General features: G+C 39.0%; 12 protein-coding genes and 2 riboswitches. Of the genes, 2 read left to right on the top strand and 10 right to left on the bottom strand.

Features of this window, described 5'->3' with window-relative positions; genetic code table 11:
* Positions 1 to 30: 30 nt before the first annotated feature.
* From AC0VXV_RS01475 to AC0VXV_RS01465, 3 genes are all read right to left on the bottom strand, one after another.
* Positions 31 to 603, bottom strand: coding sequence for a xanthine phosphoribosyltransferase (locus AC0VXV_RS01475; RefSeq protein WP_475530030.1), 573 nt, complete (start codon positions 601 to 603; stop codon positions 31 to 33).
* Positions 604 to 859: 256 nt separating this feature from the next.
* A riboswitch (purine riboswitch) is annotated at positions 860 to 961 on the bottom strand.
* A gap of 125 nt (positions 962 to 1,086) precedes the next feature.
* Positions 1,087 to 1,782 (bottom strand): RNA 2'-phosphotransferase, encoded by a 696-nt coding sequence (locus AC0VXV_RS01470; protein WP_475530029.1) that lies wholly within the window; start codon positions 1,780 to 1,782, stop codon positions 1,087 to 1,089.
* Positions 1,783 to 2,009: 227 nt separating this feature from the next.
* Positions 2,010 to 3,467 carry an amino acid permease gene (locus AC0VXV_RS01465; protein ID WP_475530028.1) on the bottom strand — a complete coding sequence of 486 codons (1,458 nt, stop codon included), beginning with the start codon at positions 3,465 to 3,467 and terminating at the stop codon, positions 2,010 to 2,012.
* A 94-nt stretch (positions 3,468 to 3,561) separates the two neighbouring features.
* Positions 3,562 to 3,742, bottom strand: a riboswitch (Lysine riboswitch).
* 142 nt (positions 3,743 to 3,884) lie between these two features.
* Between AC0VXV_RS01465 and AC0VXV_RS01460 the strand changes: the two genes are divergently transcribed.
* Positions 3,885 to 5,084: a CynX/NimT family MFS transporter gene (locus AC0VXV_RS01460; protein WP_475530027.1), complete on the top strand. Its 1,200-nt coding sequence runs from the start codon at positions 3,885 to 3,887 to the stop codon at positions 5,082 to 5,084.
* Positions 5,085 to 5,145: 61 nt separating this feature from the next.
* Positions 5,146 to 5,700, top strand: coding sequence for a restriction endonuclease (locus AC0VXV_RS01455; protein WP_475530026.1), 555 nt, complete (start codon positions 5,146 to 5,148; stop codon positions 5,698 to 5,700).
* 153 nt (positions 5,701 to 5,853) lie between these two features.
* Here the strand turns inward: AC0VXV_RS01455 and AC0VXV_RS01450 are convergent, their stop codons facing one another.
* The 7 genes from AC0VXV_RS01450 to AC0VXV_RS01420 all read right to left on the bottom strand — a co-directional run bounded on the left by AC0VXV_RS01450 (position 5,854) and on the right by AC0VXV_RS01420 (position 13,707).
* Positions 5,854 to 6,951: a nitric oxide synthase oxygenase gene (locus tag AC0VXV_RS01450; protein ID WP_475530025.1), complete on the bottom strand. Its 1,098-nt coding sequence runs from the start codon at positions 6,949 to 6,951 to the stop codon at positions 5,854 to 5,856.
* A 140-nt stretch (positions 6,952 to 7,091) separates the two neighbouring features.
* The gene (locus AC0VXV_RS01445) at positions 7,092 to 8,057 is read right to left on the bottom strand and encodes a quinone oxidoreductase family protein (protein WP_475530024.1); all 966 of its coding nucleotides are present in this window, start codon (positions 8,055 to 8,057) and stop codon (positions 7,092 to 7,094) included.
* Positions 8,058 to 8,154: 97 nt separating this feature from the next.
* On the bottom strand, positions 8,155 to 9,681 hold the full coding sequence (locus tag AC0VXV_RS01440) for a tripartite tricarboxylate transporter permease (RefSeq protein ID WP_475530023.1): 1,527 nt from the start codon (positions 9,679 to 9,681) through the stop codon (positions 8,155 to 8,157).
* A 19-nt stretch (positions 9,682 to 9,700) separates the two neighbouring features.
* Complete coding sequence (locus AC0VXV_RS01435) at positions 9,701 to 10,165, bottom strand: tripartite tricarboxylate transporter TctB family protein (RefSeq protein WP_475530022.1); 465 nt, start codon at positions 10,163 to 10,165, stop codon at positions 9,701 to 9,703.
* 58 nt (positions 10,166 to 10,223) lie between these two features.
* Complete coding sequence (locus AC0VXV_RS01430; protein ID WP_475530021.1) at positions 10,224 to 11,243, bottom strand: Bug family tripartite tricarboxylate transporter substrate binding protein; 1,020 nt, start codon at positions 11,241 to 11,243, stop codon at positions 10,224 to 10,226.
* Between the two features lie 185 nt (positions 11,244 to 11,428).
* Positions 11,429 to 12,118: a response regulator gene (locus AC0VXV_RS01425; protein ID WP_475530020.1), complete on the bottom strand. Its 690-nt coding sequence runs from the start codon at positions 12,116 to 12,118 to the stop codon at positions 11,429 to 11,431.
* Positions 12,119 to 12,123: 5 nt separating this feature from the next.
* Positions 12,124 to 13,707: an ATP-binding protein gene (locus AC0VXV_RS01420; RefSeq protein ID WP_475530019.1), complete on the bottom strand. Its 1,584-nt coding sequence runs from the start codon at positions 13,705 to 13,707 to the stop codon at positions 12,124 to 12,126.
* Positions 13,708 to 13,721: the final 14 nt, after the last annotated feature.

The raw sequence follows: 13,721 nt of genomic DNA, 5'->3' as shown, positions 1-13,721 counted from the left end.
TATTACCTTTTAAAAATGTGAGCTGCTAAATTAATCGTAAAATTCCACTGTGCCGTTAGCCAATGATTTTATATTTGCTAATGATTCGATGCGCAGTCCTTGCTCGCGTAAAATCTTTCCGCCTTCTTGGAAGCCTTTTTCAATTACAATACCGGCACCGACAATTGTTGCACCTGCCTGGTTTGCAATATCGATCAGGCCTTTCAAAGCTTCGCCATTCGCTAAAAAATCATCAATGATTACGACATTGTCATCCGCAGTAATAAACTTATTCGATACTGAAATCTCGTTCGTCTCGTTTTTCGTGAACGAATGTACTTTTGATGTGTACAGGTTGTCCGTTAATGTAAGTGATTTGCGTTTACGTGCAAAGACAACAGGAGCACCTAGTGTTAATCCTAAAAATGTTGATGGTGCAATACCGGATGATTCGATCGTCAATACTTTCGTAATGATTTGGTCCGAGTATCGCTTTGCAAATTCGTCGCCGATTTCTTTCATTAATAACGGATCAATCTGATGATTTAAAAATGAATCTACCTTTAACACTGTATCCGAAAGCACTTGGCCCTCTTTTTCTATTTTTTCCTTCAAAAGCTTCATGATAAAAGCTCCTTTCCAATTTAATTAATTACGCCTTGGCGTAATTGCGTCAGGATTTTTTTGAGTTTACTCAAAAGTTTCCTTTAAAATCTGTGACATCTGTCAGAGGCTTATTTTCATTCAGCTGCTGCTGAATGAAGAAAACAAAAAACTCGAAAGGCAAGCTCCCTACGATGAGTGGAGCAAGACTTCCGAGTAAGTTCAAAAGTAATAACAAATGTATTGTGCAAATATATAATAATTGGACAAATACATTCATTAAGCATGCTTCACTCATAGTCGGTTTATTTACGGTAAACCGGTAGAAACTTGCAAGCCTTATCCTTGCTATTATATGAGTGGTGAATATTTAATTTAACAATATGAATGTTCCAATTATAATCATGGAAATGATAGTTTGCAATAACATTTAAATAATAAAATTATTCTTATTTTTCGGAAATTTGGTTAAAAAGTAAATTTTGTTTAGTATAATGTTCGGTTTTAGGCATTATTTTCTAATACTTTAGCTAGATTCACTTTAAATTGTTCGAACTTCGAACCGTCTGCACCAAAGTAGCTCATGCTGCGGGTAACGAAAATAGACGCTTTTTTGCCACCTTCATAAACTATCTCCGCGAATGGGCCGGTCTGTTCCAGTAATTGTATCTTTGTCACATCTTCATTAAAAATGGCTAACCGATTAGCATACCGTGCTTTAAATTGCTCGTATGCGGCAGTCCCTTGCAAAATAATAATTTCCGGCTGAAACTCCTCTACCACTTCTTTAAAAATGAGATTTCCTCGCTCAAAATTAGCTGAATCTTCTTTTTTAGCTACTTTTGCTTCATCCGTTGATTCCAGCTGATACGTATTTAACGATGTATAAATAATCGGTTCCTGATGCTGCTTTTCCAGCCAATTTTCAAACTGCAACGAACCTTTAAATTCCCGAGGTGCCCCTTTCATTTCACTTAAATAGAGCTCTTGGAAAAGCTCTCTGTTCACTAATGACTCCGCAAAAATCTGTTCACTTCGGTCTTCAACTTTAAATAACGGCACCGCATGTGAACTTACTAGGAAAATACGGGATTTATACGGATTCCCCTTTGTAAGAAACGGTCGATACAACACATCTTTGCTATCTTCCCCTATTAACCACGGATATACTTTTTTATAGAAACCTTTTGAAATAGGCATGTTTTCACTTCCTTATTCTTCAGTGTTACTCAATTTTGTTTCTTCTATAATACCACTCTTGCAGCCATCATACTCGAGGAAATTATTCCTCACTTTTGTACAGATTATCCTCAAACAGTCTAGCATAATCCTCAATCACTCTAACTTATTCCTCACTTCTGCACAAATAATCCTCATAAACAAAAAAACGCAATGAAAGCCTGGAAGCTCACATTGCGTTTCAGAAATTAATTATTCGATAAATCGCAGTCCTTTAAAGGAACGATTTTCGTTTTGTGTTTAAATTTGTAGCCAAACCATAAAGCGGCAAACAATGGTAAGCCGATATATGAAACGACAACACCGTACCAGTCAATTGTCCCACCCATGAAGGCCATATAGTTTTGACCTAGCACGACAATCATACATAGGGCAAATGCAAATAACGGACCGAACGGGAAGAATTTTGATACATATGGTAAATCGCTCAATGAATGTCCTTGTGCAACATATGCACGACGGAATCGGTAATGACTGATTGCAATACCAAGCCAAGCGATGAAGCCAGACATACCGGAAGCATTTAATAACCAAATGTAGACAACACCGTCACCGAAAAACGATGCAAGGAATGCTAATGAACCGACTGCCAATGTAGCTAAGAGTGCATACGTTGGAATACCGCGCTTTGTTACTTTCATGAACAGTTTCGGTGCTTTTCCGTCTACCGCTAACTGATAAAGCATACGACTTGCTGCATATAACCCTGAGTTCCCTGCAGATAACATCGCCGTTAAAATGATCGCGTTCATAACAGATGCCGCAAATGCCACACCTAGGTTTTCAAATACTAAAGTAAACGGGCTTGTCGCAATATCTTCTGATAAGAGACGTGAATCTGTATACGGTATAAGCAACCCGATTGCACCGATTGCGAAAATGTAAAACAGTAAAATACGCCAGAATACGGAACGTACAGCTTTTGGAATGTTTTTGCCCGGGTCATCTGTTTCCCCTGCCGTTACCCCAAGCATTTCCGTACCTTGGAATGAGAAACCTGCTGCAAGGAAAATACCGAACAATGCCAGGAAACCGCCATTAAACGGTGCGTCGTCTTTAAAGAAGTTTGTAAAGCCGACCGGATCGTTCCCTCCTAAAATTCCAAAAATCATTAAGAAGCTGACAATGATGAAGACGATTACTGTTGCGACTTTAATCATCGCAAACCAGTATTCCGCTTCACCGAAAGCTTTTACAGATGCTAAGTTAAATGATAAAACGACTACGATAAATAAAATTGTCCATAAAATTGAAGAACTGTCCGGGAACCAGTATTTCATAATTAACGAAACAGCCGCAATTTCTGCTGCAATCGTAATTGCCCAGTTGTACCAATAGTTCCAGCCAAGCGCAAAGCCTAAAGCCGGATCCACAAATTTTGTTGCATACGTACTAAACGAACCGGATGTTGGCATATAGGCAGCCATTTCCCCTAATGATGTCATTAAGAAATACACCATAACGCCGATCAGTGCATATGCCAGCAATGCACCACCAGGACCTGCCTGTGCAATCGCACCACCTGATGCTAAAAATAAACCTGTACCGATTGTTCCACCAAGCGAAATCATCGTTACATGGCGACTTTTCAATCCTCTTTTCAGCTCGTTTTTATTATCGAGCTGATCTATTTTAATCTCACTCATGAATATAAAACTCCCTTTTTGTTTTGTTTAATGACCGTGTAAAAGAAAAACCACCACAAGTTTTTGTGATGGTTATATTTACACCTCATCAAACTTGAAAGATAGCTCAACACATGCTCACACATGTGACAGTTCTGTTCCTTATCGAAAACAGCCCCAGCATTATTTTCAAGAAGAAAAATAATACTTCGGCAACCATTCCTTTCATAAAGCTTCACCAATTCTTCTTAATCTCAGCTATACTAGTCTTAATGATTGCGACCTCTACCTCATACATCTACATGAGGTAATGTTTTATTTAATTGATTAAGAGTCTAACATAACATTTTTTTGATAGCAATGGCTTCACCTTTATTCTGTTTTTTAAGAGTATTCAAACTAATTAAACATATATTACTAGTCAAAAGGAGAATTAAAATGGACACAGAACAATTAAATCAAAATAGCAAAAAAATACTATCCAACCGAACACTCATTTATTTTATGGTTGCCGTATTTTTATTTGCGACAACATTACGTACTCCGATTACGTTAATCGGTCCAATTATTTCATTTATTCGTGACGACCTTGGAATATCAAACTTTCTTGCAGGCTTCTTAACGACTATCCCTTTAATTGCCTTTGCGGTCGTTTCACCATTTGCACCACGTATTGCCCGTAAGTTTGGGATGGAATGGACATTATTTTATTCCGTCATTTTGCTATGTGCAGGGATTTTACTGCGTTCACTCGGGGCAACGTCTTTACTCGTTTTAGGAACAATATTAATCGGCGTCGCAATTGCATTTGGTAATGTCCTTATCCCTAGTTTTTTTAAATGGAAATTCCCTTTACATATCGGCTTATTAACAGGGATTTATTCCGTATCGATGAACATTTCTTCCGGACTTGCTGCGGGCTTCAGTTATCCTATTGCTGCAAGCGCAGGCTGGCAAATCGCAGCTGGTATTACGATTATTTTAGGTATTCTTACATTACTAATTTGGCTGCCGATTTTGCGCCAGGAAAAAGTCGAATTACATATGCCCTCTTCACAGACAAAGAAAACGCAAATGTGGAAATCACCGCTTGCCTGGGCAGTCGCTGGAGCAATGGGCTTTCAATCGTTTATATTTTACTGTTCGTCTGCTTGGATACCGGAGATTTTCATCAGTCAAGGCCTGGATGCTACAGCTTCCGGATGGATGGTATCCGTTATGCAGTTTTCGCAAATTCCGATGACATTTATTATCCCGATTATCGCAGGGAAAATCGCTTCACAACGTCCGGTCGTCGTTTTCTTTACGATATGTTACTTAGTCGGTTTTACTGGAGTCTTGATGGAATGGACAAGCCTTGCAGTCGTATGGATGATTTTATTAGGCTTTGCAGGCGGGGCTTCGTTTGGTTTAGTGCTGATGCTGTTTTCATTGCGTACAAAGACAGCATATGATGCGGCTGAACTTTCCGGCTTCGCACAGTCCATCGGTTATTTCGTTGCTGCAATCGGACCGGTTCTGTTCGGCTATGTTCATGACTTGACGGACAGCTGGTCAATCCCGATTGTGCTGTTTATTCTAATTTCTGTTCTGTTATTTTTCGCTTCATTTATGAGCGCCAACAATCGTACGATATAACCAAACGTATGTACCCTTTTATGATATAATAACGGTAGTAAATAAAAGGAGTATAGAACTGTTGCGTAAAAAGAGAAGACGAAATAAAAAACGCCTGCCTGTCATACCGCTATTTTTCATCGCATCAGCTGGTGCATTTGGTTTTTATGTAACGCGAACAGCTGAAGGCATTGGTATTGGAATTGTCACTTATTTCGTACTATATATCGCGTTTAAAATTTGGCTGAAATCGCTGAAGACGAGAAAGTTACGGAAATCCGGCATTCGCGAAGTCGATAAAATGACCGGTGAGGATTTCGAGAGGTTTTTAGGCGAGTTATTTAAACGACGCGGTTTTAAAGTGAGCTATACCGCAACGAGCGGTGACTACGGTGCCGACCTTATTTTAAAGGACGGAAAAGATATTATTGCAGTCCAGGCAAAACGTTATTCCGGTACGGTTGGTGTAAAAGCGGTGCAGGAAATTATCGGTGCAGTGAAGATGTATGAGGCAACAGAAGCATGGGTTGTCACAAACAGTCATTTTACACGCCAAGCTGAAAAACTTGCCGACATCAATGACGTTTATTTAATTGATCGCGATGAATTGATTCAAATTATCTTAAATAAAAGGTAAAGAAATAGGTGTGCAGAGGCTTTCGCTTCCTGCACACCTATTTTTAATATGGCTGTTGCTGATAGAGTGAAACTTCAATCAGTGGGGGTTTCTTCATCCCCCACTGATTGTTAGTTGAACCAATCGGGCTTTTACGGGTAGTTGGCCTTCTGCCTAGAGGCAGGAGTTGGCCTTCTGCCTAGAGGCAGGAGTCTTACTACCCGTTAATGCTGGATAAAGGTAGTTTGGTTTTTTTATCGTGTTGGCGATCGGTTCATGATACAGATCGGTAGTTGCGGGAGATAAAGGCGGCACAAGCCATACCCAGTTCCCCGTTACATCGCGGTTGCTTGCATGTTCTTGCTTTTGAAACAGTTGAAACTGCTGGGCAGCGGTATGATGATCGACAATACTTACACCCGCTTTTTTATATGAATGAAGAACCGCAACATTCAGTTCAACAAGTGCACGGTCCTTCCAAAGCGACGCATTCACCGAAGTGTCCAGCCCCATTGTTTCTGCCACTTTCGGCAGGAAATTATAGCGGTACGTATCCGCCAAGTTGCGCGCCCCGATTTCCGTTCCCATATACCACCCGTTAAACGGCGCTGCCTGAAAATCGGTGCCGGCAATATTAAAACGCATACTCGAAATAATCGGGACTGCATACCATTTCATATTTAGTTTCAAAAAATCATAATCCGGATGGCTAATCGCCACTTCCAGCACATGCTCTTTTGGAATTTCAAAAAACTTTGGCTCCCGGTCATCCACTTGAATGACAAGCGGTAAGACATCGTAGTTTGTACGTGCACCTTGCCAGCCGTTGCTTTCGCATATTTTCGTAAACTCGAGTGAATCGGAATCTCCAACAATCCCATCATCTGTTTCATAGCCTGCATAGCGGATTAGCTGATGGTTCCAAATACGTACACGGTCCGGATCAAACAGTGTAATTGCCGGTCTGATTTTTCCGTTGTTTGTCGCAAAATCAATATGGTTTATTAGCGCTTCATAAATTTCAACTTCATTTAGTAAATGGCGCTCATCAAATACGTTTAAGCTATTCCAAAACAAGCGTCCGATGCATTTATTGCTGTTGCGCCATGCAACCCGCGCCCCGTACGTAAGCTCATCTGCCGTTAAGGGAAAGTCCGGATGCTGAGCCTCTTCCAACCGCTCTTTCAGCCACTCTTCTGTCTTGTTTGTTTCTTTTTTATATAAAGTAAGGAAATCTATTCGTTCATGCAATACTGTAGTCGTTGTTGCCATCTATTTCATCCCCTTCCAGACTTTATTTTGGCCTCTTAGAAAGGGAAACTCAATAAATCAACAACAGGTTAAAACATATATATTTCATACATGACTAAAATTGTTCATAAAGTTCGTATCGATAATTAATAAAGCTCACTTTATAAAAGGCGAATTAAAACCTTCCCTTGATGCTTTCTGCTTTCAATTAGACGATGTGCCTCCTGGACTTCCTCTAAATTGAATACTTGAGCAATTGGAACGCTTAATTGCCCGCTTTCGAACAATGGAATGATTCGTTCAACTACGGGAGCTAATCGGGATGGAGCTTCCTTACGAGTTGTACCTAAGCTGAAACCTTTTATGTTTCGGCAACTATTATGCACATCGCTTGTTGATATTACGCCAGCTTTACCACTGCTATTTCCGAACTGAACTAATGCCCCGAAATTAGCTAAGCATTCAAGACTTGCCTTTGTAACATCACCAGCGACCGAATCAAAAATCACTTGTGCCCCTCTACCATTAGTATGCTGCTTAACACCTTTCACAAAGCTGTCGTAAGTAAACACATCAGCAGCACCTATACTCTGAACATAATCTTTCTTACTTAGATCACCGACAGTCCCAATGATTTTAGATACACCATAATGTTTTGCCAACTTAACAAGCATTGTCCCCACACCACCAGCCGCGCTATGCACGACAATTGTATCTTCCTTTTGTACTTCACCAATCTGATTGAGTAAAATTTCAGATAAAATGGTCACTGTTGGTAGAGCAGCAGCTTGTAATGGATCGATCGTTTCGGGAATTTTAAAGGTTAACGTTTCTTTCGCCGCTACTACTTGCTGATAAGAGCCCCCTTTAGGGAATGCAAAAACATAATCACCTTTTTGAAATGCCGCACTTTTACTTTCGATGACATGCCCTACAATATCTAAGCCTAATGTGATGGGAAATGTACTTTGACCTTTATTACCCATTCGAGTTTTAATATCAGCATAATTTACGCTCGTATATAGCCCCTGTATTAATACTTCTCCCTGTTGAATTGCAGGTATCTCCACATCTTCCAAAATTAAAACATCCGCCGCTCCTGCTTTGTATTGACGCACACTTTTCATTTCACCCAATCCCCCTACATGTTCTATTTATTGCAAATAAAATAGCCGCCCGAATTCGGACGGCAACTCTCTGTTAAACACGACTTAGTAGCTTAACTCATCCTTCTTCATTAATAATTACATTTTTCCCACGTAATTTCATAAGAATCGGAATTAGTATCCATAAAACTGCAACAATCAAGAAGATTAATGATAGTGGTTTTGCTATGAAAATACTGTACTCTCCATTTGAAATTGTTAAAGCACGTCGCATGTTATTTTCAATCATCGGACCTAACACAAGCGCTAAAACTAATGGAGCAACAGGGAAATCATTTTTCGCAAAGAAATAGCCTGCAATCCCGCATCCTAATAACAGGAATAAATCAAACGTTGTATATTGAACTGCATATACACCAAAAAATGAAATAGCAATAATGATAGGTAGTAAAAATCTTTTCGGTGTTTGAATAATTTTAGCGAAAACACGAACTAATGGCATGTTTAATACAAGCAGCATTAAGTTTCCAAGGAACATACTGGCGATCAAGCCCCACGCTACATCCGGATGTTCCTCAAACAATAATGGACCTGGCTGAATATTGTACATAATGAACGCACCCATTAAAATGGCTGTCGTCCCTGATCCCGGAATCCCTAATGTTAATAGCGGAATCATCGCTCCACCAGACGATGCATTATTTGCAGATTCCGGAGAAGCAACCCCGGCAATATTTCCTTTACCAAATGATTCTGGATTTTTGCTAATCTTCTTTTCTGTAATATAGGCAAAGAAGGAAGCAAGTGTCGCTCCAGCACCTGGCAGTACCCCTAAAAAGAAGCCAAGGAATGAACCGCGTGCAATTGGTGCCGCACTGTCTTTTAAATCCTTTTTTGTAGGTAAAATACGGTTGATCTTCGCGATTGGTTCATCGTTGCCATCCTTCTCGAATATCGTTTTAAATACCTCACCTAATGCAAATAAACCTACAGCAACTGTTAAGAATTCAATACCGCTAAATAAAACCGGCTGGTCATATGTAAATCGGGCAATTCCTGAAACAGCGTCTATTCCAATTGTTCCTAATAGTAAGCCAAGAACGGTCATAATCAATGCCTTCGTAATCGATTTACCCGCTAAACCACTTACTGCTGCCAACCCTAACAGCATTAGCGAAAAATACTCTGCCGGACCAAAATTTATTGCTACTTTAGATAATGGTCGGGCTAATAGAACCAACCCGATTAACGCGATAATACCTGCGATAAACGAACCGATCGCCGCAATGGATAATGCGGCTCCTGCCCTTCCCTGTCGTGCCATTTGATACCCGTCCAGCGTCGTAACAACCGAAGAAGATTCGCCTGGTGTATTTAATAAAATAGATGTTGTAGATCCACCATACATTGCACCGTAGTAAACTCCCGCCAGCAAGATGATTGAACTAGTTGCAGCCATTTCTATTGGTAAACCAGATGTTAACGTAGCCGTAACAGGAATTAATAATGCGACACCGCTCATAGGACCAATTCCCGGTAATACGCCTACTGCCGTTCCAATAATTACACCTAATAATGCAAATAAAATATTATGCCACTGAAAAGCAATAGCAAACCCGTCTAATAAGTACTGTACCGTTGACATATCAGCTCCTCCTTTCTATTTAGAGTGGGAATTTAGGCAATGATCCGCCTAATACGTTGACGAAGCCGAAGTAAATGATTGCTGAAAACGCGGCTGCCACTATAATCGAGCTAACCCACTTTCCTCGTTCAAGTGTTTGGAATGAGATTAATAAAAATGCAAAGGTCGTAACTAAATAACCTAGTTTTTCAAGTAAAAATGCATAAGCAACGGCTGAAATGAAAATAATTAGAAATCGCTTATAATTAGAAGAATTCTCTCCTTCTTTCTCCCCAGCAATTTTATACATCGCCTGGTGACGAATCGTTTCAATAAACAGCAAAATACTTAATAAAATTAAAGCGATTCCTAATCCAAACGGAAATGTACTCGGGCCAATTTGAGAGCCGTACGCACTTGTAGAAATTTTTTGGGATTCGACGATAATAAGTATTCCTAGCATTAAAAATACAACACTAGCAACACGGTCAAATTTTAAATTCATCGTTGTACACCTCCTATAAAGCAGATATGGGCAATTACATGCCCACATCATCATTTAATTATTTTTGCATACCTAAAGCTGTTAAAATTTCAGTAATCGTTCCTTCTTGTTCTTCAAGGAATTTCGTGAAATCATCGCCTACACGGAAGTCTTGTTCCCAGCCGTTACGCTCTAATTCAGCTTTCCATTCCTCTTTATCATTTAACTCTGTTAATTTTTCAACCCAATAATCCTTAGCTGTATCAGACATATCTTTAGGTCCGAAAATACCGCGCCAAATAGTAAACTCTGCCTCAATCCCTAGATCATATAATGTCGGGATTTCCTCTAGGCCTTCAAGTGTTAATTTTTCTGGCGCTGTAACTGCTAAAACTCGAACGTCTCCGCTCTTCACATAAGGTGTCACAGTTGAAATATCTGTTCCGATTGCATCGGCGTTATTCCCTAATAATGCCGCCATCGCTTCCCCGCCACCATCATAAGAAACATATTTTACTGCTTTAGGATCAATGCCGTACTCGTATGCAGGTAAAATTGTAACTAAATGATCCATTGAACCTGGAGCTGAACCGCCAGCCATTGTAAGTGCTGTTGGATCTGCTTTAACAGCATCTAATAAATCCGTTAACGATTCGTAAGGTGAGTCAGCACGGACAACAATAGCACCAAAATCCTTCGTCAGCTGCGCTAAAGGTGTCGTATCTTTATAACCGTAAGGACTATTACCTTCTGCCTTTAAGTTATTAATTAAAATCGGTGGTGATTTTACCATTAACATATAGTCGTTTTTTGCTTCTTTCGTTGCGTAAGTTGCCATAAATACGGCACCGCCACCACCTGGTTTGTTTTCTACTGTTATTGGTTTTTCGATTAATTTAGTTTCATTCATAACTTTTGCAATCGAACGAGATGTTAAATCCCATCCCCCGCCAGCCCCGGATGGTGCCACGATTGTTAAGTTACTTGTTGGATAATCTTTGTCGCCTGATGAAGTCCCCTCACTATCATTACAAGCTGCTAATGTAAGTGTTAACGCCGCTGCTGAAAATAAAGATAATAGCTTTTTTTTCATAGTCATAAAATAGTCCCCCTTCTGTTTTACGCGTTATGTAAGCGTTATCTTTATTAAAAAGGATATTGTGTCTTTTTTATATATAACGAAACTATTGTCTTTTATTTTCATACTGGCTATATTGTTCATATTGTTCATGGCATCACGGCATAAAAAAAGAGCATGTCTTTTTATGACATACTCTTAATCGTTTATTTTTTTATAAAGTATCTGCGCTCCGGTCTGCCTACATACCCATAAATATGCTCAACAAAAATTACCTTTTCATCCATTAGATGCTCCAGATAACGCCTCGCTGTTGTTCTACTTATCCCTATTTCATTGCCAAGCTTTTCGGCAGTAATTCCTTCATCGCAGTGTTGAATATAGGTTACCACTTTTTCCTTTGTCACTGAATCAATGCCTTTAGGGTTGTTTCCCTTTTCGAGTTCACCCGCATATGTAAGGTTATTCCACAGTTTTTTTATATCTTCGGCCTGCAACCGGTCGGTGGAGTTTAAAATTGTTTTTTTCTCCTTATAGTTGAGAAGGCATTCAGTGAAACGCTGTAAAGTTAAAGGCTTTAATAAAAAATCAATCACACCACTCGCATATGCCTTCTTTACAATTTCAACCTCCGCTGCTGCCGTAATTAAAATAATATCGGTATCCATATCTTTTTGCCTAATATATTCTATTAGTTCTGTCCCCAAGTTATCGGCAAAGTATATATCAAGCAAAATCAAGTCTGGTTTTATTGTATCTAGCCAGATTTTTGCCTCTTCAACTGTATGTGACATTCCTATCGTCTTAAAACCTTCAATTTGCTCAATGAACTTTTCATGTATTTGAGCAATACGGACATCGTCTTCAACGATTAATACTTCAATTGTTTTCCCCATATGACTCACCCCTCTTTTGGAATTGAAAAAATGAATAGTGCCCCTCCTAATTCTCCTCTTTCAATTGCGATCGAACCATTTAATTTTCTCAAGTTTTCATCGACAATATACAAACCATAACCTCGATGTTCTTCGCCTTTTGTGGATTGCTTTTTTTCAAATATACTGTGGATTACTTGTTCATCGATACCCTTCCCTGAATCTTCAATTTCACAAATAACCTCTTTTTCATCTTCGTAAATATAAATTCGTACAATACGTTCTTCCTCATCTAAATGCTCTACCGCTTCAAAGGCATTTGTAACTAAATTTCCCAGGACTGAAATGAGTAAATGCTTTTCAAGATGTTGACCTAGTTTCCCACAGAAACTATCTTCATCTAGTAATAATGTAACTTTTAACTCTTTTGCTCTATTATAGAATCCTATGATTAAACCACAAATAAACGTATCTTGTATTTTTTCATTTAAAAAGGATATTAGCGCATGGTTCCCAATTCGCTCAGAGTGAATTAAGTATAGCGCTTCATCATATTCCTTCAGTTGAATCAACCCTGAAATCGTATATAAAAAGTTATTGTACTCATGTGTTTGCGCTCGAAGGGATTCGATATATTGTTTTACTTGTGATAGTTCATTTGCAACTAAATCTATTTCTTCAAACGGTCTAAAACTGGACACCGCACCGGTTACTTCCCCCTTATTAATAATCGGAACACGGTTTACTAACGTTTTCACACCATTAATGGTCATCATCCGATCTAATTGTTCATGGCCGGATTCCATCACCTTAATTAAATGTGTGTTCGGAATAACTTCACTAATATTTCTGCCTATCTCAGATTCCCCACTCCTTAAAATCGCCTTGGCAGATTGATTAATCAATGTAATATTACCGTTTCGATCAACCATAATAATTCCTTCTCGAATCGATTCTAATATAGCATTTCGCTCTGACAATATTTTCACAATTTCCTGAGGCTCGTAATCCAATAATTGTGCTTTTGTTTTATTGGAGAAATAAGTGGCCAGGATAATAGATAAAATAATGGTAATAAAAAATACTATAATCAAATACTTGGAATAAATAATATTTGCTGAAAAGATATCGGTAAATAAAAAGCCAACTGAAACGACACCGATGACTTTTCCGTTTTCGTCTTTTACAGGCGCCTTACCGCGTAATGCTTTACCTAATGTCCCTTCCGCAATTGAAACGTAAACTTCTCCATCGATTAGTGCTTTGTCATTATCATCACCAACCATTTTTTCCCCGATTCGTTCTTTTACGGGGTGTGCATACCTGATTTCATTTTCATCTCCAATAACCACATATTCAGCATTGGCATTTTGTTGGAACTGTAGCGCAATTTCTTGAATTTCCGATGTTGTTTGAGGTTGCTTCAGTCCTTCTATAATAGCTGGGTGTTCCGAGGCGACTTTCGCTATACCTAGTGCCCGCTCACCCATTCCATCTTCTACAATTTCTCCAATAATAATATAGGTTAAAAATAAACTTATAACTAAAATCATTATAGCTAGAATGGTATTATACTTAAAAAAACGAAAATTTAATGAGCTTCTTTCCATATGCTATTACCTCT

This window comes from Solibacillus sp. iso_87 (assembly GCF_056173085.1).
Note: the sequence above shows the minus strand (reverse complement) of the source record. Positions and strands in the feature narration are given on the sequence as shown.